This is a genomic window from Granulimonas faecalis, from assembly GCF_022834715.1.
Taxonomy (GTDB): Bacteria; Actinomycetota; Coriobacteriia; order Coriobacteriales; family Atopobiaceae; genus Granulimonas; species Granulimonas faecalis.
The window spans coordinates 1154505-1179528 of the sequence record NZ_BQKC01000001.1; the positions used below are offsets into that span (position 1 = coordinate 1154505).

Consider the following 25024-nt stretch of genomic DNA (forward strand, 5'->3'; position numbering starts at 1 on the left):
GGAGGCCCGTCGGATGGTCCCGCGCCTAGCGCCTGCGGGCGATGACCTCGGAGCCCACCTCGACGACGACCTCGTCGATGGCCACCTCGCGGCGCTCGCCGGTGGCGCGGTCCTTGACCTCGCACATGCCCTTGGCCACGGCCTTCTTGCCGAGGATCACCTGGTAGGGCAGGCCGAGGAGGTCGGCGTCGTTGAACTTCACGCCCGGGCGCTCCTTGCGGTCGTCGAGCAGCACCTGGACGCCGGCCTCCACGAGCTGGTCGGCCACCTGCTGGGCGGCGGGCCACACGAGGTCGTCCGCGGTGTCGAGGGCGACGACCTCGACCTCGAACGGCGCCACCGAGACCGGCCACACGATGCCGGAGTCGTCGTGGCACTGCTCGACCACGGCGGCGAGCGTGCGCGTCACGCCGATGCCGTAGCACCCCATCTGGAAGTACCGCTCCTTGCCGTCCCTGTCGAGGAACGTGGCCCCCATGGACCGGGAGTACTTGTCACCGAGCTGGAAGATCTGGCCCATCTCGATGCCGCGGGCCGCCGCGAGCGGCTTGCCGCACACGGGGCAGGCGTCCGACGCCTTGGCGCTGGCGAGGTCCTCCCAGGCGTCCGGCTCGAAGTCGCGGCCTGGGCGGGCGCCCAGGTAGTGGCTCTCGGGGCGGTTGGCGCCCACGAGCCAGCTGAGGGAGCCGCGCAGGGAGACGTCGCAGACGCAGGAGACGCCCTCGGGGAGCCCCACGGGGCCGATGCAGCCCTTGAACAGGCCGAACGACTCGAGCTCCTCATCGCTCATGAGGTGGTAGCCGCCGAAGGCGTGGGACGCCTTGACCTCGTTGAGCTCGTGGTCGCCCGGGACGATGCACACCACGGGCCTCCCCTCGCCGTCCACGAGGGCCACGGCCTTGCGGCAGGCGGCCTCGGGGACGTCGAAGAGCCCGGCGAGCTCGGCGATGGTGTGGACGCCGGGCGTCTCCACGCACTCGAGCTCGTGGTCGTGGGTCTCGGGGCCGTCCTCGACGGAGATGACCACCGTGGCGGCCTCCTCGTCGGCGGCGTAGCCGCAGTCGGGGCAGTAGACGAGCGCCGCCTCCCCGGCCTCGGCGAGGGCCATGAACTCGATGGAGGTGGAGCCGCCGATCTGGCCGGAGTCGGCGGCCACCGGGAGGGCCTTGATGCCGCAGCGGTCGCAGACGCCGGAGTAGGCGTCGTACATCGTGTCGAAGGAGCGCTGCATGCCCTCGGCGTCGGCGTCGAAGGAGTAGCCGTCCTTCATGATGAACTCGCGGCCGCGCATGAGGCCGAAGCGCGGGCGCAGCTCGTCGCGGTACTTCTGCTGGATCTGGTAGAGGTTGACCGGCAGCTGCTTGTAGGAGCGGAGCTCGCCGCGCACGAGGTCGGTCATGGTCTCCTCGTGGGTGGGGCCGAGCACGAAGTCGCGGTCGTGGCGGTCGGAGAGGCGCATGAGCTCGGGGCCGTAGGCATCGTAGCGGCCGGACTCCTCCCAGAGCTCCGCCGGGGTGAGGATGGGCAGGAGGACCTCCTGGGCCCCGTGGGTGTCCATCTCGTCGCGGATGATGTCCTCGATCTTCTCGAGGGAGCGCCAGGCGAGCGGCAGGTACGAGTAGAGCCCGGCGGCGGTCTTGCGGATCATGCCGGCCCTCAGCAGGAGGCGATGGCTCGCGAGGTCCGCGTCGGCCGGGTCCTCCTTGAGGGTGGGTGCGTACAGCGAGCTCATGGTCTGGAACGTCTTCACGGTTTAGGCTCCTCCGGTCTGGTACGTGGTCGTGCGCCCGGTGATGTGGGCCTCCCCGCCCCGGGCGCGGGGACGGGCGGCCCGTGCGGCCCCTACGGGCGCGGGCCGTCGCCGTAGCGGCGGTCGATCTCCTCCATGAGGGCGTCGAGGAGGCGCCCCTCCGGGACGGACCCCAGCGACTCGCCGCCGGCGATGAGGAGGCCCTGGCCGTCGCCGCCGGCGATGCCGATGTCTGCGGCACGGGCCTCACCGGGCCCGTTGACCACGCAGCCCATGACGGCCACGGTGATGGGCGCCTCCACGCCCCGCAGCCGCTCCTCCACCTGCGACGCGAGACCCATGAGGTCGATGCGGCAGCGCCCGCACGTGGGGCACGAGACGATCTCGGGGCCGCGGCGGCGCAGGCCCACCGACTGCAGGATGTTCCAGGCGACGCGAACCTCCTCCTCCGGCGGCGCCGTGATGGAGACGCGCACGGTGTCGCCGATACCCTCGGAGAGGAGCACCCCCAGGGCCACGGAGTTCTTGACCGTGGCGGGCCCGAGGCCCCCCGCCTCGGTGACGCCGAGGTGCAGCGGCACGGTGGGGATGCGGGCCGAGAGCTCCCGGTTGGTGCGGATGGTGGAGGGCACCGAGTGCGTCTTGGCCGAGAGCACGATGTCGGGGAAGCCGCGCCCCTCGAAGTGCCGCACGAACGACAGGGCGCTCTCCACGAGCTTCTCGGGTTGCGTGAGGTCCTCGCGGGCGTCCACGGCCGGGTCGAGGGAACCGGCGTTCACGCCGATACGGATGGGGATGCCGGCCTCGCCCGCGGCGTCGATCACGGCGTCCACCTTGGCCCATGACCCGATGTTGCCGGGGTTGATCCGCAGGGCAGAGGCCCCCCGGGCGCACGCCCCCAGGGCGAGCCGGTGGTCGAAGTGGATGTCGGCCACCACGGGCAGCGGGCTCTCGGCGCAGACCTCGCCGAAACCGTCGAGGGCGTCGGCCGACGGGACGGCGACACGAACTATCTCGCAGCCCTCCTCGGCGAGGGCCGCGACCTGGGCGAGCGTGGCGGCGGGGTCCTGGGTCGGGGTGCAGGTCATGGACTGGACGGCCACGGGGGCGCCGCCGCCCACGGCCACCGGGCCCACGTGGACCCGCCGGGTGAGGGTGCGGGGAAGGGGCCCCGGGGCGCCGTCACCCAGGAGCCCGGCCTCGCGCCGAAGGTCTTCCATGGTCAGCCTCCCAAGACGAAGCGGACGATGTCCTGCCGGAGCAGGACGAAGAACAGGAGCATGAACAGGGCTATACCCACCATGGACACACCCTGCTGCACGCGCATGGAGACGGGGCGCCGGCGCACGGCCTGGATGGCCTCGATCACGACCTTGCCGCCGTCCAGCGGCGGTATGGGCAGCAGGTTCATGAAGGCCAGGCTCAGGGACACCGCGGCCGCGAGCAGTGCGAACGACGCCATCCCCTGGCTCGCTGCCTCGCTGGCCATGACCGAGATGCCGACGACGGAGCTGGAGCTCTCGATGACCTCGCCGATGTGGGCGGGCTGGAGCAGCCTGAGGATGAACGAGGCGGTCGCCCCCACGTAGGAGAGGGCATAGGAGAGGGACTCGCCGATGCCGAGGCGCACGTTCTCCACCGTCCCCTGGATGCCGAGGGTCTCGGCGGGGCCGTCGAGGGCCACGCCCACGTCCACAGGCCTGCCGTCGCGCCTCACCGTGACCGTGAAGTCGGTGCCCTCGGAGAGGGCCTCCCGGACGGCCTCGACGGTCCCCTGCCAGGTGGAGACGGGGGTCCCGTCCACCGACACGAACTCGTCGCCGGCCTCGATGCCGGCCTGCTGGGCCAGGGACCCCTCGGTCACCGATCCCGCCACGGGGGCGTCGCCCACCATGGGGACGCCCGCGAGGGTGAGCACCGCCACGACGAGCAGGATCCCGCAGACGAGGTTCACGGCAACGCCGCTCACGAGGACGAAGGTGCGGCCCCAGAACCCGTGGGCAAGGTAGGTGTGGGAGCGCTCGGCGGCGAGGAAGGCCTCGGGGCCCTCCCCGAGGGCGTGGGGCTCGCCCTGGGCCGTGGTGCCGGGCAGCGAGAAGTCGTGGCCGCGGTCGTACTTGGTGAGGAGCGACGGGTCGCGCTCCAAGGTCTCGAAGGACGAGGGCCACGTGGAATCCGTGGGCCTCTCGCCGAGGTCGGGGTCGTAGTACGGGGCCACGGAGCCCCAATCGGCGAGGGTGGCCAGCGCCTCGACGGCCTCCTCGGCCGTGCAGCCGGCGTCGGCGGCCACCTGGTCCACCGTGGCGCGACCGTGGGCCGCCACCGAGGCGAGGGCGCCGGCGAGGTGCGGGCTCGACGCGCCGTCCATGCCGCAGACCATGGTATAGCCGCCCAGCAGCAGGGGCGTGGCGCCGTAGACGGTGCCGTAGCGGCGCGACTCCCATGCGAGGCGGAACCGGCAGGGCATGCCGAGGAAGAACTCGCGCACGCGGATGCCGAGGACACGGGCCGCGAGGAAGTGACCGCCCTCATGGACGAAGACGAGGACCGAGAGGAGCACGAGGCCCCAGAGGATAGCGGAGACCGCCCCGCCGAGCCCGGCTAGCACGACAGCCTCGAGACCGCCTGGGCCGCCTTGGCGCGGGCACGGGCGTCGACCTCGGCCACCTGGGCGAGCGACTCCACCGGCTCGGGCACGGTGGCGTCCATGACCGCGGAGACCACCTCGGCGATGGCGAGGAAGCCCAGGCGCCCGTCGCGGAATGCCTGGTTGGCCACCTCGTTGGCGGCGTTCATGGCACAGGGCAGCGTGCCGCCGACCCGCCCCGCCTGAAGTGCCAGGGCCAGGCAGCGGAACGTCTCCGTGTCGGGGGCGCCGAATGTGAGCTCCCCCGCCGTCCGCCAGTCCACGGGCTCGCAGGGCGCGTCCCAACGGTGCGGGTAGCTGAAGGCGTACTGGATGGGGATCCGCATGTCGGAGGGGCCGAGTTGCGCGACGGTGGAGCCGTCCGCGAACTCCACCATGGAGTGGATCTTGCTCTGGGGGTGCACGAGGACCTCCACGGCGTCCACGGGGACGTCGAAGAGGTGGTGGGCCTCGATGACCTCGAGGCCCTTGTTCATGAGGGTCGCGGAGTCCACGGTGATCTTGGGGCCCATGGCCCAGGTGGGGTGGCCGAGCGCCTCCTCGGGGGTCACCGACGCGAGGCTCTCGCGGGTGCGCCCGAGGAAGGGGCCGCCGGAGCACGTGAGCCAGATGCGCCGGAGCTCGCGTTCGCGGCCTCCCACCAGGCACTGGTAGATGGCCGAGTGCTCGGAGTCCACCGGTATGAGGCGGCCGGGCTCGGCCATGGGCATGAGGAGGTCGCCGGCGGCCACGAGGGCCTCCTTGTTGGCGCAGGCGAGCACCTTGCGCGCGGCCAGGGCGGCGTGGGCGGCGTGGATGCCGGCCTCCCCCACCACTGCCACGAGGACGCAGTCCACGTCGTTCAGGGAGGCGAGCTCCATGACCCCCTCGTCGCCGAGGAACAGGCCGCAGCCAGACGGCAGGCCGTCGAGGACGCCGTCGTCGCCGTAGGAGCGGTCGGCCACGGCCACGGCCGAGGGACGGAACTCCCGGGCCAAGGCCACGAGCTCCGCGGTGCTGCCGTACACAGAGAGCGCCGTCACCTCCACGCGTTCCGGGTGCTGCCTCGCGACGTCGAGGGCCTGTCGGCCGATGGAGCCCGTGCAGCCCAGGACGGCCACACGCAGTGGCGTGGGGCGGGGCGGCGAGGGCGCGCGGTCCTCGAAGATGTTCATAGGAGCCCTCCAAGCCTGAGGATGAAGAAGGCCGTCATGGAGCCGAAGAGGATGGAGTCGGTGCGGTCGAGCATGCCGCCGTGACCCGGCAGGAAGTTGCCGGAGTCCTTGACACCCGCGGCGCGCTTGAGGCGCGACTCGAAGAGGTCGCCGATGACGCCCACGGCGCCCACGCAGACGCCGCCGAGCAGTGCGAGGGGCAGCGTGACGCAGGGCAGTCCCACGACCCACATGATCAGCCACACGAAGACGGAGCCGACCATGCCGCCGGCAAAGCCCTCCCAGGTCTTGTGGGGGCTGATCTTGGGCACCATCTTGTGCCGCCCGAAGCGCTGGCCCACGAAGTACGCCGCGGCGTCGCTCATCCAGATGGACGAGATCACGCCGAAGGTGAGCAGGGCCGCCACGGGCATGGGCTGGCTCGGGATGTCTATGACGCGGACGTACATGACGGAGCTCAGCAGGAACCCCGTGTAGACCGGGCCGAGCACCGTGATGGCGGCGTCGCTGATGGAGGCGCGGGCGGTCCAGACGAACCACACCCCGCAGGAGAGGACCAGAAGCGAGAAGACAACCATGAGGGCCACGTCGGGCAGAAGCGGGCACACGACGAAGGCCACGGCCGCCGTGAGCCCGATGAGCTCGTTGGGCATGCGTCCGAGCATGCGGGCGATGCGGAAGAACTCCGAGCAGCAGAGCCAGGCCATGGCGCAGAAGAGCACGGCGCAGGGCACCGGCCCCCAGAAGATGCACACGAGCACGGTGACGCTGTAGAAGAGGCCCGAGAGCGTGCGCGTGAGCAGCTTCTCGGTGCCGGAACGCACCCGGGAGCTGCGGGTTCCGCCCTCGAGACGGAGCTCCTCGCGCTCGTCGCGCTTCCTTTCGTACTTGTCCATGGGCCTCTCGAGCCCCTGTGGGCCGCGGTTGTGTTTGGAGTCGTCGCTCACCCTTGGACCACTCCCCCGAACCGGCGCTCGCGCCCTTGGAACGACGCGACGGCGCGCAGGAGCTCCCAGCGGTCGAAGTCCGGCCAGAGCACGGGAGTCACGTAGAACTCGGCGTAGGCGAGCTGCCAGAGGAGGAAGTTGGAGAGCCTGAGCTCGCCCGAGGTGCGGATGAGGAGCTCGGGGTCGGACAGACCGGCCGTGTAGAGCCGCTCCGCCACGGCGAACTCGTCCACCGATCCGGGGTCCATCCTACCGGCGGCGACGTCGGCCGCCACGAGCCGGCAGGCCCGGGCGATCTCGGCCCGGGAGCCGTAGTTCACGGCGAGGGCGAGCACCATGCCGGTATGGGACGCCGTCTTGGCGAGGCCCTCCTCAAAGACCTCCCGGGTCTCCCGGGGCAGTGCCTCGAGGTCGCCGAGGAAGACGAGGCGCACGTTCTCCTGGACGAAGAGCGGCAGCTCGTTCACCAACGTGGTCGCGAACAGGTGCATGAGCATGTCCACCTCGCGCTGCGGGCGCTTCCAGTTCTCCGTGGAGAAGGCATAGGCGGACAGCGCGTCGATCCCCAGGCGCACGCACGTGGTGATGGTCTCGCGGAGGGAGTCCACACCGGCCATGTGGCCGTAGGGGCGCTCCATGCCGCGGGCCTCGGCCCAACGGCCGTTGCCGTCCATGATGATGGAGATATGGGACGGCAGGCGCGCCATGTCGACGTCGGCGAGGGAGACGTCACCGGGACCGTCGGCGAAATGACGCGCCAGCGCGTCTGCGTCGTATCGCAACCTAGATCTCCATTACCTCGGCCTCTTTGGCCTTCAGCGCCTCGTCGATCTTCTTGATGTAGGAGTCGGTGAGCTTCTGGACCTCGGCATGCTCGCGGCGGACGTCGTCCTCGGAGTTCTCCTCCTCGCGCTCGATCTTGCCGTTGGCGTCGCGGCGGACGTTGCGCACTGCCACGCGGGCCTCCTCGGCGTAGCCCTTGCAGTCCTTGACGAGCTCGCGGCGGCGCTCCTCGGTGGGGGCCGGGAAGGGCAGGCGGATGGAGGAGCCGTCGTTGGACGGGTTGATACCGAGGTCGGAGTTGCGGATGGCCTTCTCGATGGCGTTGAGCACCGACTTGTCCCAGGGCTCGACGAGCAGCATGGTGGCCTCGGGGACCTTCACGCCGGCGAGCTGGGTGACCGGGGTCTCCACGCCGTAGTAGTCGACCTTGATGGCGTCGAGCACGTGGGGGTTGGCGCGGCCGGTGCGGACCTTGGAGAAGTTGGCCTTGAGGGTGTCGAGGCACTTCTCCATCTTGCTCTTTGCGTTGTTGATGGTATCGCTCATCAGAGGGTCTCCTCTTCCACGACGGTGGTTCCCACCGACTCTCCCTTAAGGGCCTTCTCGAACACGTCGTCCTCGGAGATGTCGAAGACGATGATGGGCATATGGTTGTCCTGGCTCAGGGCCGTGGCGGTGGCGTCCATGACCTTGAGTCCCTGCGCGAGGACGTCGCGGTAGCTGATGGTGTCGTAGCGCTTGGCGTCCTCGTGCCTCATCGGGTCCTTGTCGTAGATGCCGTCGACCTTGGTGGCCTTCATGAGGCAGTCGGCGTCGATCTCGCAGGCGCGGAGGGCCGCCGCGGTGTCGGTGGTGAAGTAGGGGTTGCCCGTGCCGGCGGCGAAGATGACCACGCGGCCCTTCTCCAGGTGGCGGATGGCGCGGCGGCGGATGTAGGTCTCGGCCACCTCGTGCATCTCGATGGCACTCATGACCCTGGTCATCATGCCGGCCTTCTCGAAGGCGTCCTGGAGCGCGAGGGCGTTCATGACCGTGGCGAGCATGCCCATGTAGTCGGCCTGGGCGCGGTCCATGCCCGCGGCGGCGCCGGCCATGCCGCGGAAGATGTTGCCGCCGCCGACGACGATGCCCACCTCGATGCCGTCGTCATGGATGGTCTTGATGGACTCGGCGAGGTGCTCGAGCATCTTGGGGTCCATGCCGTACTCGCCGTCGCCCATGAGGGCCTCTCCGGAGAGCTTGAGCAGAATACGGCGGTACTTGTAGTCTTCCACGCTTGTCCCGTCTCGAGTGATGGCCCGTGCCGCATCATCATAGCCCATGGACAGGGGCGGGGCCGGCTCACACCGTCCCCGCCCCTGTCAGAGAGCCGGATTTGCCCTCGGCCTACTCGCCGAAGGAGAAGCGGTCGAAGGCGACGATGGAGATGCTGTCGTCGCACTCCTTGGAGACCTTCTCGCCGAGGGAGCGGATGGTCTGGTCGGAGTCCTTGATGAAGACCTGCTCGGTGAGCACGTTCTCCTTGTAGAACTTGTTGAGGCGACCCTCGGCCATGCGCTCCTGGATGGCCTCGGGCTTGCCGGACTCGGCGGCCTGGGCCTTGTAGATCGCGACCTCGTGCTCGACGGTCTCGGCCGGGACGTCCTCGATGCGGGCGGCCACGGGCTGGGCGGCGGCCACCTGCATGGCGACGTCGTGGGCGTAGGCCTTGAAGGCGTCGTTCTCGGCGGTGGCGGGCTTGGAGAAGGCGAACTCCACGAGCACGCCGAGCTTGCCGCCGTGGACGTAGCTGGAGAGGGCGCCGTCCTGGACGGAGCGCACGACGAAGCGGGCGATCTTCATGTTCTCGCCCATGGTGTGGATGAGCTCGGTGAGCGCGGAGTCCACGGTGTCTGCGCCCTCGAAGGGCAGGGCCTTGAGCGCCTCGACGTCGGCCGGGGCGTTGTCGGCGACGACCTCGGCGAGCTTGGTGGCGAAGCCGGTGAACTTGGGGTTGGTGCCCACGAAGTCGGTCTCGCAAGAGACCTCAACGAGGGCGCCCTTGTGGCCGTCGGCGGTGACGAAGGCGCCCACGGTGCCCTCGTTGGTGTCGCGGCCGGCCTTCTTGACGGCCTTGGCGATGCCCATGGTGCGGAGGACGTCGACGGCCTTCTCGAGGTCGCCCTCGGCCTCGACGAGGGCCTTCTTGCACTCCATCATGGGCGAGTCGGTCATCTCGCGGAGCTGCTTGACCATCTGGGCGGTGATCTTGGTGGCCATGGAACCTCTTCTCATTGGCTGGGTGCCGGCTGCGCCGGCGCGGACGGGTGGGTTAGCGGGCGACCTTGTCGTCGGTCTCGGCGGTGGTCACCGACTCGACGGTCCGGCCGTCCACGGAGACGGCGGCCTTGGCGTCGGAGACCTCGGGCTGCACGTCGAGGATCTGGTTCTCCACGGCGTCGGTGACGGCGGGGGTTCCGGCCATCTCCTCGGCAGAGATCTGCTCGCGGCCGTTGCCGGCGAGCACCGCGTCGGCGATGAGCTCGCACATGAGGGAGACGGAGCGGATGGCGTCGTCGTTGGCGGGGATGCCGTAGTCCACGACGTCGGGGTCGGAGTTGGTGTCGAGGAGGGCGACCACGGGGATCTTCAGGCGACGGGCCTCGCGGATGGCGATCTCCTCGCGCTTGGTGTCGACCACGAAGAGCGCCTGGGGCAGGGCCTTCATCTCACGGACGCCGCCGAGGTTCTTGGTGAGCTTCTCGAGCTCCTTGGTGAGCACGGACTGCTCCTTCTTGGGGAGGAGCGCCATGCGGCCGTCCTCCTGCATGGCCTCGAGCTCGGTCATGCGCTCGATGCGGGAGCGCATGGTCACGAAGTTCGTGAGCACGCCGCCCAGCCAGCGGTTGTTGATGTAGGGCATGCCGCAGCGCTCGGCCTGGGCGGCCACGGGCTCCTGGGCCTGCTTCTTGGTGCCCACGAAGAGCACGGTGCCGCCCTTGGCGGTGAGGTTCTTGAGGAAGGTGTAGGCCTTGTCGGCGTCGACGATGGTCTGCTTGAGGTCGAGGATGTAGATGCCGTTGCGCTCGCCGAAGATGTAGGGCTTCATCTTGGGGTTCCAGCGGCGGGTCTGGTGGCCGTAGTGGCAGCCGGCGTCGAGCAGGGTCTTGATGTTGATCTTGACAGCCATGGTTCTCCTTCGGTTGTTCCTCCGCGTGACGTCGTCCCCGGCCAGCCACCCGGACCCTGGCTTGTAGGTCCGGGCACCGCGGCTGCCGAGTGGCCACGCGTGTGTCTTCTCCTGTGCTTTTGCACAGCAAGACCACAGTATAGGCACGGAGGCCCCCCGGCGCCACCCCCAGTTCAGGACCGGCCCTTCTCTACCGGGACCCCACAAAAGCGCCGCGGCTCACCGCCCGGACCGGGGATGGGCCTGGAGCGAGGCCTCCTTGAGGCGGTCCACCGACAGGTGCGTGTAGACCTGGGTGGTGGAGATGGAGGCGTGCCCGAGGAGCTCCTGGACGCTCCTGAGGTCGGCGCCGCCCGAGAGCAGCTCGGTGGCGAAGGTGTGCCGCATGGCGTGGGGCGTCACGGAGGAGGGCAGGCCGGCGAGGGCGGCGAGGCGCTCGAAGCGCACGCGCAGGGCGTCGGCCCCCATGGGGTTGCCGCGGCTGGAGAGGAACAGGGCGTCGGAGGCGTGCGCCGCCCGCGCGGCGAGGGCGGGCCGGCCGTCGCGGAGGTAGGCCCCCACGGCGCGGCAGGCGGCCGGGTAGAGCGGGACGAGCCGCTCCTTGGAGCCCTTGCCGAAGAGCCGGACGCCCCCGGCCCCGAGGTCGACGTCGCCCACCGAGAGGTGCGCCACCTCGGCGATGCGCGCGCCTGACGCGTACATGAGCTCGGCCTGCGCGCGGTCCCTGAGACCCTCGGGGGTCGAGGTGTCCGCGGCGGCGATGAGGGCGGATGCCTGGTCGTCGTCGAGCACCTCGGGGAGGGGCCGCCCGGTCCTGGGCGACGACGCGGCCGCGGCCACGTTGCCCTCGACGACGCCCTCCCTCCCGAGCCAGTCGTAGAAGGTCCGGAGCGCCGAGAGCCGCCTCGAGACCGTGCGCCCCGCGTAGCGGGCCCGCCGGAGCTCCCCGAGGTAGGCGCGGACGTCCGAGGGGCCGAGCGCCGCCGGGTCGGTGCCGGTGCGGTCGCACCACGAGAGAAAGCCCTCGAGGTCGCAGCGGTAGGAGCGCACCGTGTTGGGCGAGAGGTTCCTCACCGTGGCGAGGAAGTGCAGGAAGTCCCCCAGCCTCCCCTCCCAGCCCGCGCTCACGGCCGCGCCGCCCCGGGGAACAGGTCGGGGCGCCCGGCGACCCAGGCGTCGAGGTCCGCCCGCGCCCGCGCGGCATAGGCGGCGTAGCGCTCGCGCTTCTTGCGCCGTGGCCCATCGAGGGGCGGCACGAGGCCGAAGTTCACGTGCATGGGCTGGTAGTCGACCGTGGCCGGGTCCGTGGCGTAGGCCACGAGCGAGCCGAGGGCGCCCGTGCGGGGCAGGTCGACGGCCGGGGCCCCCGCGAGGTCGGCGTAGGTGTTGAGGGCCGCCAGGAGCCCCGACGCCACGGCCTCCACGTAGCCCTCGGTCCCGCAGATCTGGCCGGCGAAGCGCACCCGGGTGCCGGGCACGCGGAAGGTGCGGTCCAGGGCCCGGGGCGCGTCGATGAAGGTGTTGCGGTGCATGACGCCGTAGCGGAAGAACTCGGCGTTCTCGAGCCCCGGCACCATGGAGAAGACGCGGCGCTGCTCGGGCCAGGCGAGGTTCGTCTGGAAGCCCACGAGGTTGTAGGCGCTCCGCTCGGCGTTCTCGGCGCGCAGCTGGAGGGCCGCCCAGGGGCGCGAGCCCGTGCGCGGGTCCACGAGACCCACGGGCTTCATGGCACCGTAGCGCAGCGAGTCCACGCCGGTGCGGGCCACCTCCTCGGCCGGCTGGCAGGCCCGGAAGAGGTCGCGCTGCTCGAAGTCCTTCTGCACGACGCGCCTCGCACCCACGAGGGCCTCCACGAAGGCCTCGTACTCACCGCGGTCCAGGGGGCAGTTGAGGTAGTCGCCCTCCCCCTCCGCGCCGTAGCGCGACTGCGTGAAGACCACGGACCGGTCGATGGTGGAGGCGTCGACGATGGGGGCCGCCGCGTCGAAGAACGAGAGCGAGCCCGGGGTCCCGTGGGCCTCCAGAAGGTCGGAGACCGCGGAGAAGAGCGCGTCGGAGCAGAGCGGCCCCGCGGCCACCACCACGGGGCCGTCGGGGATGAACGTCGCCTCCTCGCGGACGAGCTCGATGAGCGGCTCGGACCCCACGGCCTCGGTGACCGAGCGGGAGAAGGCGGCCCTGTCCACGGCCAGGGCGCCGCCGGCGGGCACGGCGCACGCCTCCGCCAGGGGCAGGAGGCGCGAGCCCAGGGTGTGGAGCTCGCCCTTGAGGATGCCCGCGGCGCTCTCGGGGTTCGTCGACTTGAGGGAGTTGGAACACACGAGCTCGGCGAGGCCGTCGGTGTGGTGCGCCGGGGCGTCCCCGCCGGGGCGCTGCTCCACGAGGCGGACCGGGACGCCGCGGGCCGTCAGGGCCAGGGCGCACTCGCTGCCCGCCAGACCGCCGCCGATCACGGTGACCTTCTCCACGTGTCCCCCTCCCCGGGCGCTCCGCCCCCCCGTTCCGCCGTCGTCCAAGCATACCCCGTACCGCCCCTCAGACCTCGTCGAGAAGCGCCGCCTCCGTGGGGCTGTAGCGGCCGTCGGGCAGCCTGCGGACGAGTCCCTCCGCCTCGTAGTCGGCGAGGAGGCGCATGACCTCGAGCACACCCTTCCCGAGGGCCGCCGCCAGGTCGTCCGGCCGCATGGCCTGGCCCACGAGGGCCGAGTAGAGCCTGCCCCGGTCCTTGGCCGTGCGCATGCGAGGGCTCCTCAGGACCCCGTAGTCCATGGAGATGGACATCTCCAGCGACTCCTCGTCCACGATCATGGTGGCCCCCTGGGAGATGAGCAGGTTGGTGCCCCTCGACGACGGCGAGAACATGGATCCCGGCGCGGCGTAGACCGTGCGCCCGAGCTCCACGGCGGCGTCGGCCGTGGAGAAGGTGCCGGAGGGCAGCCCGGCCTCGGTCACCACGAGCACGGGCGAGAGGGCGGCGATGAGGCGGTTCCTCCTCGGAAAGGTCCACCGGCTCGGCCCGGTCCCCCAGGGGGCGAGGGCGACGACCGCCCCTCCCTGGGCGGTCGCCCCCTCGAAGACGTCGCGGCTGCTCGCAGGGTACACGAGGTCGGCCCCGGTGCCGGCGCACACCACGGTGCGGCCGCCCGCCGCGAGCGCCGCCCGCGCCGCGGCGGCGTCCACCCCCATGGCCCCGCCGGACACCACCGTGAGCCCGGCCTCGGCGGCCACGCGGCCCGCCAGCGAGGCCACGGCCAGGCCGTAGGGCGTCCCGCGTCGGGCCCCCACCACCGATATGCAGGGCGTCGAGAGCACGGAGGGGTCGCCGCGGCCGTAGATGCGGTCGATGCCGGACCCCTCCCCCACCAGGGGCGGCCACAGATCGTCGCCGGGAACGAGCTCGAACCCCGCCGTCATGTCGGCCATGTCAGGCCACCTCCCTCTGACGCCAGAGCGAGGCCTCGGCGACGTGCCGCGCCGTGACCGCCCGGCTCTCCTCGATGTCGGCCACGGTGCGCGCCACCCGTGCGATCCGCGTGACGGCGCGGCCGCCGAGCGACGCGGTGCGGGCGAGGAGGTCGAGGCGCCCGGACGCCGCCTCGTCGAGCCCGAGGGACGACACGGGGCCGTCGCCCACGCCCTGGGAGCGGCGCCAGGAGGCGAACTCCCGGGCCGCCAGCACCTGGTCGCGCATCTCGGCCGAGCCCATGCCCTCCTCGCCGCGGATGATGGAGCCCGGCCTCGGCCTCGCGACGTCGCACACGATGTCGATGCGGTCCATGAGGGGGCCGCCCACCCGGGCCTGGTAGCGCTGCACCTGGGCCGCCGAGCACGTGCACTCCCGGCCGCGGTCCCCCAGGTGCCCGCAGGGGCACGGGTTGGCCGCGGCCACGAGCTGGAAGTCGGCCGGGAACCGGTAGGTGCCGTCGGCCCGCACGAGCACCACGCGCTTGTCCTCCAGCGGCTGCCGCAGGGTCTGGAGCACGTTGCCGGCGAACTCCGGGAGCTCGTCGAGGAAGAGCACCCCGCAGTGGGCGAGCGACACCTCGCCTGGCCCCACCGGGCGGCCCCCGCCCACGAGCCCGGCGCACGACACCGTGTGGTGCGGCGCGCGGAACGGCCGCTCGCCGGCGAGGATGCCGGAGGCGTCGAGGCCCGCCGCCGAGTGGATCACGGCCGCCTCGATGAGCTCCTCCCCCTCCAGGGGCGGCAGGACGGTGGCCATGCGCCGGGCGACCATGGTCTTGCCGGTCCCCGGCGGCCCCACCATAAGCATGCCGTGGCCGCCGGCCGCCGCCACGACGCAGGCCCTCTTCACCGCCTCCTGGTCCACCACGTCGGAGAAGTCGACGGCCTCCTGGGGCCCCGGGCGCACGGCGTCGGGTACCGGGGCCCCGGCCGCCGCCTCGGCGAGGGCGCCCATGCCCTGCTTGAGCCGGGAGAGGCACGGGACGGGCACCGGCGGGGCGCCGATGGGCGCCCGGGCCGCCTCCCCCGGGGCCCCGGCGAGGACGAGACCCTGCTCGGCGGCGAGCTTCTGGAACGCGATGGCCCCCGGCACCGGGGAGACCTCCCCGGTGAGCCCGAGCTCCCCCACGAGGAGGTAACCGTCGAGCCCCTCCCTCGGCACCTGGGAGGCCGCGGCCAGGATGGCGGCCGCTATGGGCAGGTCGAGCCCGGTCCCGGCCTTGCGGACGTCCGCCGGGGCGAGGTTCACCGTCACGCTCATGCGCGGGAGCGAGAACCCGCTCGCCCGGAAGGCGCACCGCACGCGGCTCCGGGCCTCGAGCACCGCCTTGTCGGCCATGCCGATGATGTTGATGCCGGGAATGCCGCCCGCGAGGTCCACCTCCACGTCCACGGGCACGGCCTCGGCGCCGCGGAGCACCGCCGTGTGGACCGACGCCCCGTGGCGGCTCACTGGCCGTCCCATGCGAAGGCCCCCACCAGGTGGCGGAGGCGGGCCATCCGCTCCTGGACGATGTTGATGGCGATCACGTCGAAGCGCACGGAGTCCACCTCCGGGTGCTCCGAGAGGTAGTAGAGGGCTATCCTCCGGTACCTCGCGCGCTTGCGCCGGTCGACGGCGAGCTCGGGCATGGGCTCCTCGGGGGCGTCGATGGCCAGGCGGCACTTCACCTCCACGAGCACCACGCACCCGCGCTCCTCGGCAGCCACGATGTCCGCCTCGCCGCCCGGGCACACCCAGTTGAGGTCGCGGATCTCGAGCCCGCGACGCACGAGGTAGACCTGGGCGAGGTGCTCGCCCTCGGCCCCGAGCTCGCGCTCCGTGTACTCCCGCACGGACTTCTGGGGGCGCGGGTAGGCGTCCCAGGGCGGCACCGACGTGTCGGCGGCCACGCCCTGGTCCACGACCACCGCCTCGTCAGCCCCCGACGCCCCCGTGACCTCCATGACCCCCCTGACGTCCTCCATGGCTTCCTCCTCGTGTCTGGGACCCGCTGGACGGGCACCATGGTGGAAGGCGGCCCCGACCGGTTCCCGACCGGTACCCGACGGCTGCCCGACACGGCCCCGACCGCCGACGGTCGGAAACCGGGGGACACAGGAAAGGCCCCCGGCAACGGCGGGGGCCTTCATCAAGGTTCGGTTCTCCTCCGGAGGATGGGGCGACGGGCGCCCAGGGGCCCTCGCCGCTCAGTCCACAAAACGGCCACAGAACGAGGCCCGGTGCTCGGGGGTCAGCCCCAGGGAGCGGATGGCGGCGATGTGGGACGCCGAGCCGTACCCCTTGTTGGACGCGAACCCGTACCCAGGGTACGCGGCGTCGAGCTCCACCATCCGCCGGTCGCGGGCCACCTTGGCCACGATGGAGGCGCAGGCGATGGACGCGACCCTGCCGTCACCGCCCACGAGGCAGCGCTCCCGGGGGTGCGCGTGGACGGGGTTGCCGTCGATGAGCACGGCGTCGGGCTCCACGCCGCAGGCGGAGACCGCCTCCCCCATGGCGCGGCGAAGGCAGGCGGACATGCCGTGGGCGTCGATATCCGCGGGCGGCACCCAGACGAGGGACACGGCCGTCGCGACCTCACGGATGCGGGCGTCGAGCCGCTCCCTCGCGGCCGGCGACAGCCGCTTGGAGTCGTCGATGCCCCACACTATGGGCTCCGGCGGGAGCACCACGGCCCCCACGACGAGGGGGCCGGCCAGGGGCCCGCGCCCCACCTCGTCCACCCCCACGGCCAGGCCGCCCTCGGCGAGCCCGTCCATGGTGCGGTAGAGCCCCGCCACACGCTCGCGGTCGGCCCGCTCCCGCTCGAGGCGGCGGCGGGCCCGGGCGACGGCGGAGGCCACCGTGGCGCGGGGGTCGTCGGAGCTGGCCTCGATGAGCGCCTCGAGCCCCTCCAGGGGGGCCTCCCTGAGCGCCCGGGCGACGGCGGAGGCGGGTTCCATGGCACGCTCCCTTCTGGTGCGCACAAAAAACGCGCCCGCTCGGGGCGGGCGCGTTCGGGTGCGGGTGTCTGCGGCCTAGCGCTTCTCGCGGATGCGGGCGGCCTTGCCCACGCGGTCGCGCAGGTAGTAGAGCTTGGCGCGGTGGACGTCGCCGTGACGGACGACCTCCAGCTTGGCGATCTTGGGGCTGTAGAGCGGGAACGTGCGCTCGACGCCCACGCCGAAGGAGATCTTGCGGACGGTGAAGGTCTCGCGGGCGCCCTCGCCGGACATGCGGATGACGTCGCCCTGGAAGACCTGGACGCGCTCGCGGTCGCCCTCCTTGATGCGGTAGTGCACCTTCACGTTGTCGCCCGGGATGACCGTGGGGATGTCCTCGCGGATCTGCTGGCGCTCGATGGCACGAATGTAATCCATGGTTCCTCTTCCTAGAGGTGCCGCCGCGCTGCGGCCGACACATAGCTTTGCACACGAACGAACATGGTAGCGGTGGAGTCAATCCCGCACAAGGGACGGACGTCGATTCACGGGAGGTCCAAAGAAGCGGCCCCACTGTCCCTCTATGGGAAAAGAAAAGAAATGGGAAGATTCAGCCACTAGCTGATGAATAGGACTCGCAACTTGTGCATCATCATATATAACATCCGGTGAAGGGAAACGTGGGGTCGCCATGGGAACCGAACACTTGACCAAGCTCGCTGGCATCTCTCTCGAGAAGGCTCTCGCAAGACCCTTCTCGCAGGAGACCTTGGTGTCTTGGCTCAAGTCCACGCTGGAGTCCCGCCGGTGCACCCGCATCGAGGCCATCAGGGCGTCGAAGCTCAACTCGACCTTCGGCTACCAGATCATCGCCGGGTCGCGCCACGCCTCCCGGGACAAGCTGCTGCAGCTGGCGTTCGGGCTCGAGCTCTCCCCCGAGGAGGCCAGCCACATGCTCGTCTTGGGCGGCCACGCCCCGCTCATGGCCGACAACCGGCGCGACACGGTGATCGCCTGGTGCCTCGCCAACGGGCGCGGGCTCGAGGAGACCGACGACATCCTCTGGAACCACGGCGAGAGCACGGTGGCCGACCGCTGAGCGTCGCGCCCCGGGACGTCGGCACCTCCCGCAGGTACCCGCACCGACCGCGGCCGCCGACCGCCCGCGTCCTCGTTCTCAAACCGCCCGCCATGGACAAGGCGGCCGCCCCGGTCTTCCGGGACGGCCGCCTTTCAGCTGCCGGTATGGGTACGGGAGGGGCCTACTTGTCGACGTGGCCCATCTTGCCGGCAGCGGCGATCTTGGCCTGGGCCGCCGTGAGGCGCGCGATGGGCACGCGGTACGGCGAGCAGGAGACGTAGTCGAGACCGAGGTCGTAGTACATGACGATGGAGTCGGGGTCGCCGCCGGTCTCGCCGCAGACGCCGCAGACGAGGCCGGGGTTGGCCTCGCGGCCGCCCTCGACACCCATACCCACGAGCTTGGCGACACCCGCGTCGAGCGTCTCGAAGGGGTTGGTGCGCAGGAGCTTCTTGCGCAGGTAGGTGGGGATGAAGGCGCTCTCGACGTCGTCGCGGGAGAAGCCGAAGGCGGTCTGGGTGAGGTCGTTGGTGCCGAAGGAGAAGAAGTCGGCGTACTTGCCGATCTCGTCGGCGGTGACAGCGGCGCGGGGCAGCTCGATCATGGTGCCCACGGGGATGTCGAGCTCGCAGCCGAACTTCTTCTCGACCTCGGCGATGACCTGCTCCACCTGGGCGCGCACGATCGCGAGCTCCTCGGCGGTGGAGACGAGCGGGATCATGATCTCGGGCTCGGGGTCGAGGCCGCGGGCCTTGAGCTCGGCGGTGGCGGTGGCGATGGCACGCACCTGGAGCTCGTTGAGCTCGGGGTACATGATGCCGAGGCGGCAGCCGCGGAGGCCGAGCATGGGGTTGGCCTCGGCCATGGCGTCGATGCGGGCGAGCAGGGCGCTCTTCTCGGCGATGAGGGCCGGGTCGGCGCCGGTGGCCTCCATCTTGGCGATCTCGACGGCGAGCTCGCGCGGGCTGTCGAGGAACTCGTGCAGCGGCGGGTCGAGCAGGCGGATGATCATCGGGTGGCCGCTCATGGTCTCGAGCATCTGGAGGAAGTCGCCCTCCTGGGCCTCGGTGAGGTCCTTGACCGCGCGGTCCTTGACGTCCTTGTCCTCGGAGAGGATGTAGTCCTGGATGATGCGCTTGCGGTCGCCGAGGAACATGTGCTCGGTGCGGCAGAGGCCGATGCCCTGGGCGCCGAACTCGAGGGACAGCTTGGCGTCCTCGGGGTTGTCGGCGTTGGCACGCACGCCCATGACGCGGCCGAGGGACTCGTCGTCGCGGATCTCGTCGGCCCACTGGAGGATGGTGTCGAGGTCGCCGGCGAGCTCGGGCTTCACGAGCTCCACGGCGCCGAGGACCACGCGGCCGGTGGTGCCGTCGATGGTGATGACGTCGCCCTCGTGGAGCACCACGTCGGTGCCGCTGACCTTGGCCTCCTTGTTGGCGGCGTCGATCTTCAGGGCCTCAACGCCGCAGACGCAGGGGGCGCCCATGCCGCGGGCGATGACGGCGGCGTGGGAGGTCTTGCCGCCGTGCGAGGTCAGGATGCCCTCGGCGGCGACCATGCCCTTGAGGTCGTCGGGGTTGGTCTCCCAGCGCACGAGGATGCAGGGGCGACCCTGCTCGGCGAAGTCGACGGCGTCGGCGCTGGAGAAGACCACCTCGCCCACGGCGGCGCCGGGGCTGGCGTTGAGGCCGGTGGCCAGGACGTCCAGGTTGGCGTTGGGGTCGATCTGGGGGTGCAGGAGCTGGTCGAGCTGCTGGGGGTTGACGCGGCAGACGGCCTGCTCCTTGGTGATGTGGCCCTCGCGCTCCATGTCGATGGCGATGTGGAGGGCGGCCAGGGCGGTGCGCTTGCCCACGCGGGTCTGGAGCATCCAGAGCTTGCCGTTCTCGATGGTGAACTCGATGTCCATCATGTCGTGGTAGTGGTTCTCGAGGAGCTCGAAGATGTCCTCGAGCTGGGCGCCCGCCTCCTCGAGGCCCTCCATCTCCTTGAGCTCGGCGATGGGCTGGGTGTTGCGGATGCCGGCCACGACATCCTCGCCCTGGGCGTTGACCAGGAAGTCGCCGTAGTACTCGCGGGTGCCGTCGGCGGGGTTGCGGGTGAAGGCGACGCCGGTGGCGGAGTCGTTGCCCTTGTTGCCGTAGGCCATGATCTGGACGTTGACGGCGGTGCCGAGGTCGTCGGGGATCTTGTTCTGCTGGCGGTAGAGGATGGCGCGCTCGTTCATCCAGGAGCCGAAGACGGCCTCGATGGCGAGCTTCAGCTGCAGGTAGGGGTCCTGCGGGAAGGTGGCGACGCCGTCCACCACGATCTCGGGGTGGGCCTGGGTGTCGACGTTGTCGGAGAAGATCCTCTTGAACTGGGCCACGAGCTCCTTGAGGTCGTCGGCCGTGAGGTCGGTGTCGTTCTTGACGCCCTTGGCGAGCTTGCGCTGGGTGATGGCGTTCTCGAAGAGGTCGGCGTCCACGCCCATGACCACGTTGGAGAACATCTGGATGAAGCGGCGGTAGGAGTCCCAGGCGAAGCGCGGGTTCTCGGTCTGGGCGATGATGCCCTCCACGGACTCGTCGTTGAGGCCGAGGTTGAGGACGGTGTCCATCATGCCGGGCATGGAGAACGGCGCGCCGGAGCGCACGGAGACGAGCAGCGGGTCGGCCGGGTCGCCCAGGCGCTTGCCCATGCGCTCCTCGAGGTCGGCGCGGGCGGCGTCGATCTCGTCGAGGACGCCCTCGGGCCAGGTGTTGTCGTTGCCGGAATAGGCGACGCAGGTCTGGCAGGTGATGGAGAAGCCGGGGGGCACGGGCAGGCCGATCTTGGCCATCTCGGCCAGGTTGGCGCCCTTGCCGCCGACGACGTAGTTCATCGAGGAGTCGGCCTCGGTGATGTCGTTGCCGGAGGCGTCGATGCCCCAGCGGTACACATGCTTGTTCGGGTCAGCCATAAATCTCCCTTTTGCTTGCGGCGCACGGGATGCGCCTCTCTCGCGCCCCGAAGGGCGCCTCGTGCCGATACATATATCAGTATCCAACCAAAACCGGCGAAGGTTGTCCACCGGTGAATGGCCAAGGACCTACTCGGAGCCCTGGGCCTCCCGCTCCCGGGCGGCGTACTCGGCGCGGATGCGCTTGAGCTCCTCGATCTGGGCGATGATCTCGTTGGCGGTCTCCTCGACGGCCTTCCCGCTGGTGTTGATGATCATGCAGCCCAGGTGGCGCATGAGCTTGCGGGCCTCGGCCTGCTCGGCCACCACCTCGGCGGGGTCGGCGTAGGAGGCAGCGTAGTCGGACGCCCCGTCCTTGGACAGGCGGCGCGTGCGGATGGAGACGAGGGTGTCGGTGGTGGACATGAGCCCGAAGATGCGGGCCGGGTCCACCTCCTCGAGCTCGATGGGGGGCTCGACGCCGAGGGCCAGGGGCACGTTGCCCACCTTGTATCCCATGAACGCGAGGTACATGGACAGCGGCGTCTTGGAGGTGCGGGAGACGCCGATGAGCACGATGTCGGCCTTGGGCAGGTCCTGCGGGTTGCGTCCGTCGTCGTGCTCGACGAAGAACTCCATGGCGTCGATGCGGCGGAAGTAGCGGTCGTCGGCCTCGTGGTTGATGCCGGGGATGCCCACGGGCTCCTTGCCGGTGAGCGACGAGAGGATGGCGATGCCCGGGCCGAGCAGGTCGACCGACGGGATCTCGCGCTCGTCGAGCTCGCGGCGCACCTCGCGACGGAGGTCGGGGTCGACGATGGTGTGGAACACGGCACTGGGGTGCTCCGCGCTCTCCGGGTCGAGGGAGTCGAAGTACTCCCTCACCTGCCTGAGCGCCTGGAGCTTGGGAAGGCGTCGGATACGCACCGAGCCGAGGGGAAACTGCGCCGCGGCCGCGGTGACCACGCTCGACGCCGTCTCCCCCAGGGAGTCGGAGATGACGTGGATGACCGCGCAGTCGGGCGCGTAGTCGATGGCCTCCCCTTCGAAACTGTACTTAGCCAAGGGACCTCCTTGCGAGGAGTCTGTCGTTGACGGGCCTTGGCAATTTTACAAGTAACTAAAGGCCGCCTGCAACGCTTGGGAGCAGGCGGCCTTTTCAAAATAACAAGGGAGTTGGTTGCCTAACGACCCCTTCCCAAGGCGCCGAAGTCGGCCACACCGGAGAATACGGCGGCGAAGCGGTTGAGGAGCCGCAGGCGGTTCTCCCTCACGGCCGGGTCGTCGTCCATGACCATGACCTCGTCGAAGAAGCCGTCGATGGGGCCCCTGAGGGCGCCGAGGGCGGCCAGGGCGCCCTCGTAGTCGCCGGAGGCCAGGGCGGCGGACACGGCGGCCTGGCCGTTCACACAGGCGTCCAGGAGGCGCCTCTCCGCGTCGCCGAGGCCGCTCTCGTCCACGTCGCAGCCGAGGTCGGCGTCGGCGAGGTTGGCGGCGCGGGCGTAGGCCCCCGCGAGGGCCTCGAACAGCTCGGGGTCCTCCACCTGGGCCCGCTCCAGGGCCCGGGCGCGCTGGAAGAACTCGGCCGGGTCGATCACCGAGGCGGCGGAGACCGCGGCCACGGTGTCGGGGCCGATGCCCTCGTCCTTGGCCATGGTGGCCAGGCGCCCGAGGAAGAACTCCCTCACCCTCTGGGCGACGGCGCCGTGGTCGAAGGAGAGTCCCTGGTCCGCATAGGCGTCGAGGGAGGCATCGATGAGGTCGGAGAGGCTCGCCTGGGGCATGTCCTCGAGCATGTGGATGACGCCGATGGCGCTGCGGCGCTGGGCGAAGGGGTCCGAGGATCCCGTGGGCGGCTCGTCGATGGCGAACATGCCGCAGATGGTGTCGAGCTTGTCGGCCACGGCGACGGCCCGCGCGACGAGGCCCTCAGGGAGCTCGTCGCCGGCGAAGCGCGGGCGGTAGTGCTGGGCCACGGCGCTGGAGACCTCGTCGGGCTCACCGGCCGCCTGGGCGTAGTAGCCGCCCATGACGCCCTGCTGGCTCGTGAACTCCACGACGGCCTGGGTGACGAGGTCGGCCTTGGCGAGGTGCGCGGCGCGGCGGGCGTGGTCCCGCTGCTCCTCGGTGCCGCCGGCCTCGGAGACCACCGCGGGGGCGAGGGCCACCATGCGGGCGGCCTTCTGGCCCATGGTGCCGAGGCGCTCCTGGAAGGTCACGGTCTCGAGCCTGGGCAGGTAGTCCTCGAGGGGGTGTTTGAGGTCCTCCTCGAAGAAAAACTTGGCGTCGTCGAGGCGGGCGCGCACCACGCGCTCGTTGCCGTCCACCACGGTCTCGGAGCAGGCCGGGTCGCCGTTGCCCACGACGATGAAGGCCCGGGTGAGGTTGCCGTCGCCGTCGTACGTGGGGAAGTAGCGCTGGTGGGACAGCATGGACTCGCAGATGATCTCGTGGGGGACCGAGAGGAACTCCTCGTCGAAGCGGCCCACCAGGACCGTGGGCCACTCGCAGAGGTTGACCACCTCGTCGAAGACGCGGGCCGGGGTGTCCACGGTGACGCCGAACTCGGACTCCACGGCGGCGATGCCCTCGCGGATGCGGGCGGCGCGCTCCTCGTGGCCGAGGACGCGGGCGTCCTCGAGCACGGCCTCGTAGGCGGAGGGCTCGGGCACGACGTGCTCACCGGGGGCCAGCACGCGGTGGCCGCGGGTGGTGCGGCCGGAGGTGACGTCGGCGTAGGAGACGTCGAGCACCTCGTCGCCGAAGAGGGCGCAGATCCAGCGCACGGGCCGGCCGTAGCGCTCGTGGGTTGAGCCCCAGCGCTGGCTGCGGGGCCAGTCGAGACCGGCGATGACGCGCTCGCAGAGGGGCGCGAGGATCTGCTCGGCGGGCACGGCGGGCTCGTCCACCTCGGCGAAGACGTAGTCCTTGCCGCCGTCCCCGCGAACCACGAGGTCGGCGGGGTCCACGCCCTTGCCGCGGGCGAAGCCGACGGCCGCCTTGGTGGGGTTGCCGTCGGCGTCGAACGCGATGGCGGCCGCCGGGCCGCGCATGACGGAGTGGGCGGCCTCGGTGGCGCAGGCGACGTCGGCCACGAGCACGGCGAGGCGCCGGGGGGTGGAGACGACGCGGACCCCGCCGTGGGCGAGCCCGGCGTCGTCGAGGCCGGCCTCGACGAGCCTCGCAAGCTGGGCGGCGGCACGGTCGAGGGGCGCGCTCGGCAGCTCCTCGGAGCCGATCTCGAGCAGGAAGTCCTTGGTCTGGGTCATGGGCTTACTCAACCTCCTTGGAGGCCACGCAGGCGAGGTAGCACTCGCACGCCGCCTTGGCGAGGGTGCGGACGCGCAGGATGTAGTTGGTGCGCTCGGTGGCGGACAGGGCGCCGCGGCTGTCGAGCAGGTTGAAGGCGTGGCTGCACTTGAGCACGCAGTCGTAGCCCGGGAGCGGCAGCCCGGCCTCGAGGCAGCGGCGGCACTCGCGCTCGTAGTCGTCGAACTTCTGGCGCATCATGGGGACGTCGGCGACCTCGAAGTTGTAGGCGGAGAACTCGCGCTCGTTCTCGAGGAAGACGTCGCCGTAGGTCATGGGCGTGCCGTCGGGCAGGTAGCTCCACACGAGGTCGTACACGGAGTCGACGCCCTGGGCGTACATGGCGATGCGCTCGAGACCGTAGGTGATCTCCACGGGCACCGGGTCGCACTCGATGCCGCCCACCTGCTGGAAGTAGGTGAACTGCGTGACCTCCATGCCGTTGAGCCACACCTCCCAGCCGAGGCCCCAGGCGCCCAGCGTGGGGCTCTCCCAGTCGTCCTCGACGAAGCGCACGTCATGCTTGGCCGGGTCGAGGCCGATGGCCTCGAGGCTGCCGAGGTAGAGCTCCTGCGCGTTGGCGGGGCTGGGCTTGATGAGCACCTGGAACTGGTAGTAGTGCTGCATGCGGTTGGGGTTCTCGCCGTAGCGGCCGTCGGCGGGGCGGCGGCAGGGCTGCGGGTAGCAGCAGGCCCAGGGGGCGGGGCCGAGGGAGCGGAGCAACGTCGCCGTGTGGAAGGTGCCGGCCCCGACCTCAGAGTCGTAGGGCTGCATCACGGTGCAGCCGCAACCGGCCCAGTAGTGCTCCAGGGCCAGGATCATGGCCTGGAACGTCAGTGCGTCCTTGTGCATAGGCTTCGTTCCCCTCGGG

General features: G+C 70.9%; 22 protein-coding genes. 1 reads left to right on the forward strand and 21 read right to left on the reverse strand.

The window, feature by feature from the left end; all coding sequences use genetic code 11:
• Positions 1 to 25: 25 nt before the first annotated feature.
• From OR600_RS05230 to rplS, 17 genes are all read right to left on the reverse strand, one after another.
• A complete protein-coding gene (locus OR600_RS05230; protein WP_251164009.1) occupies positions 26 to 1732 on the reverse strand; it encodes a proline--tRNA ligase in 1707 nt (568 codons plus the stop codon).
• Between the two features lie 110 nt (positions 1733 to 1842).
• Positions 1843 to 2970, reverse strand: coding sequence for a flavodoxin-dependent (E)-4-hydroxy-3-methylbut-2-enyl-diphosphate synthase (ispG, locus tag OR600_RS05235; RefSeq protein ID WP_265590785.1), 1128 nt, complete (start codon positions 2968 to 2970; stop codon positions 1843 to 1845).
• Positions 2971 to 2972: 2 nt separating this feature from the next.
• A complete protein-coding gene (locus tag OR600_RS05240; protein WP_135977328.1) occupies positions 2973 to 4358 on the reverse strand; it encodes a site-2 protease family protein in 1386 nt (461 codons plus the stop codon).
• The gene (gene dxr / locus OR600_RS05245) at positions 4352 to 5551 is read right to left on the reverse strand and encodes a 1-deoxy-D-xylulose-5-phosphate reductoisomerase (RefSeq protein ID WP_265590786.1); all 1200 of its coding nucleotides are present in this window, start codon (positions 5549 to 5551) and stop codon (positions 4352 to 4354) included. Before dxr ends, OR600_RS05240 begins: the two co-directional genes overlap by 7 nt.
• Positions 5548 to 6447 carry a phosphatidate cytidylyltransferase gene (locus tag OR600_RS05250; protein ID WP_135977327.1) on the reverse strand — a complete coding sequence of 300 codons (900 nt, stop codon included), beginning with the start codon at positions 6445 to 6447 and terminating at the stop codon, positions 5548 to 5550. Before OR600_RS05250 ends, dxr begins: the two co-directional genes overlap by 4 nt.
• A gap of 47 nt (positions 6448 to 6494) precedes the next feature.
• Complete coding sequence (gene uppS, locus OR600_RS05255) at positions 6495 to 7280, reverse strand: undecaprenyl pyrophosphate synthase (RefSeq protein WP_239654491.1); 786 nt, start codon at positions 7278 to 7280, stop codon at positions 6495 to 6497.
• A gap of 1 nt (position 7281) precedes the next feature.
• Positions 7282 to 7827: a ribosome recycling factor gene (gene frr / locus OR600_RS05260; RefSeq protein ID WP_265590787.1), complete on the reverse strand. Its 546-nt coding sequence runs from the start codon at positions 7825 to 7827 to the stop codon at positions 7282 to 7284.
• Positions 7827 to 8555, reverse strand: coding sequence for a UMP kinase (gene pyrH, locus OR600_RS05265; RefSeq protein ID WP_204407360.1), 729 nt, complete (start codon positions 8553 to 8555; stop codon positions 7827 to 7829). The genes frr and pyrH overlap by 1 nt, the downstream gene beginning before the upstream one ends.
• A gap of 112 nt (positions 8556 to 8667) precedes the next feature.
• The gene (tsf, locus tag OR600_RS05270; protein WP_204407359.1) at positions 8668 to 9540 is read right to left on the reverse strand and encodes a translation elongation factor Ts; all 873 of its coding nucleotides are present in this window, start codon (positions 9538 to 9540) and stop codon (positions 8668 to 8670) included.
• Positions 9541 to 9592: 52 nt separating this feature from the next.
• Entirely contained in the window at positions 9593 to 10450 is an 858-nt protein-coding gene (gene rpsB / locus OR600_RS05275) for a 30S ribosomal protein S2 (RefSeq protein WP_204407358.1), read from the reverse strand.
• Between the two features lie 219 nt (positions 10451 to 10669).
• Positions 10670 to 11578 (reverse strand): tyrosine recombinase XerC, encoded by a 909-nt coding sequence (locus OR600_RS05280; RefSeq protein WP_135977322.1) that lies wholly within the window; start codon positions 11576 to 11578, stop codon positions 10670 to 10672.
• Positions 11575 to 12918, reverse strand: a complete 1344-nt coding sequence (gene trmFO, locus OR600_RS05285; RefSeq protein WP_135977321.1) for a methylenetetrahydrofolate--tRNA-(uracil(54)-C(5))-methyltransferase (FADH(2)-oxidizing) TrmFO — start codon at positions 12916 to 12918, stop codon at positions 11575 to 11577. The genes OR600_RS05280 and trmFO overlap by 4 nt, the downstream gene beginning before the upstream one ends.
• Before the next feature lie 67 nt (positions 12919 to 12985).
• On the reverse strand, positions 12986 to 13873 hold the full coding sequence (locus tag OR600_RS05290; protein ID WP_204408054.1) for a DNA-processing protein DprA: 888 nt from the start codon (positions 13871 to 13873) through the stop codon (positions 12986 to 12988).
• Between the two features lies 1 nt (position 13874).
• Positions 13875 to 15380 carry a YifB family Mg chelatase-like AAA ATPase gene (locus tag OR600_RS05295; protein ID WP_135977320.1) on the reverse strand — a complete coding sequence of 502 codons (1506 nt, stop codon included), beginning with the start codon at positions 15378 to 15380 and terminating at the stop codon, positions 13875 to 13877.
• Positions 15365 to 15883, reverse strand: a complete 519-nt coding sequence (locus tag OR600_RS05300) for a YraN family protein (protein WP_251163946.1) — start codon at positions 15881 to 15883, stop codon at positions 15365 to 15367. The genes OR600_RS05295 and OR600_RS05300 overlap by 16 nt, the downstream gene beginning before the upstream one ends.
• Before the next feature lie 222 nt (positions 15884 to 16105).
• The gene (rnhB, locus tag OR600_RS05305; protein WP_251163947.1) at positions 16106 to 16861 is read right to left on the reverse strand and encodes a ribonuclease HII; all 756 of its coding nucleotides are present in this window, start codon (positions 16859 to 16861) and stop codon (positions 16106 to 16108) included.
• Between the two features lie 75 nt (positions 16862 to 16936).
• Positions 16937 to 17278: a 50S ribosomal protein L19 gene (gene rplS, locus OR600_RS05310; protein ID WP_135977318.1), complete on the reverse strand. Its 342-nt coding sequence runs from the start codon at positions 17276 to 17278 to the stop codon at positions 16937 to 16939.
• A gap of 268 nt (positions 17279 to 17546) precedes the next feature.
• Between rplS and OR600_RS05315 the strand changes: the two genes are divergently transcribed.
• The gene (locus OR600_RS05315; protein ID WP_251173246.1) at positions 17547 to 17939 is read left to right on the forward strand and encodes an XRE family transcriptional regulator; all 393 of its coding nucleotides are present in this window, start codon (positions 17547 to 17549) and stop codon (positions 17937 to 17939) included.
• Positions 17940 to 18102: 163 nt separating this feature from the next.
• On the opposite strand, the gene ppdK is transcribed toward OR600_RS05315, so the two are convergent.
• From ppdK to OR600_RS05335, 4 genes are all read right to left on the reverse strand, one after another.
• Positions 18103 to 20865, reverse strand: coding sequence for a pyruvate, phosphate dikinase (gene ppdK, locus OR600_RS05320; RefSeq protein WP_251163948.1), 2763 nt, complete (start codon positions 20863 to 20865; stop codon positions 18103 to 18105).
• Between the two features lie 129 nt (positions 20866 to 20994).
• Positions 20995 to 21909 (reverse strand): pyruvate, water dikinase regulatory protein, encoded by a 915-nt coding sequence (locus OR600_RS05325; RefSeq protein ID WP_251158027.1) that lies wholly within the window; start codon positions 21907 to 21909, stop codon positions 20995 to 20997.
• A gap of 119 nt (positions 21910 to 22028) precedes the next feature.
• Positions 22029 to 24113 (reverse strand): glycine--tRNA ligase subunit beta, encoded by a 2085-nt coding sequence (gene glyS / locus OR600_RS05330; protein WP_135977315.1) that lies wholly within the window; start codon positions 24111 to 24113, stop codon positions 22029 to 22031.
• A gap of 4 nt (positions 24114 to 24117) precedes the next feature.
• Positions 24118 to 25005, reverse strand: a complete 888-nt coding sequence (locus OR600_RS05335) for a glycine--tRNA ligase subunit alpha (protein ID WP_135977314.1) — start codon at positions 25003 to 25005, stop codon at positions 24118 to 24120.
• Positions 25006 to 25024 lie beyond the last annotated feature (19 nt).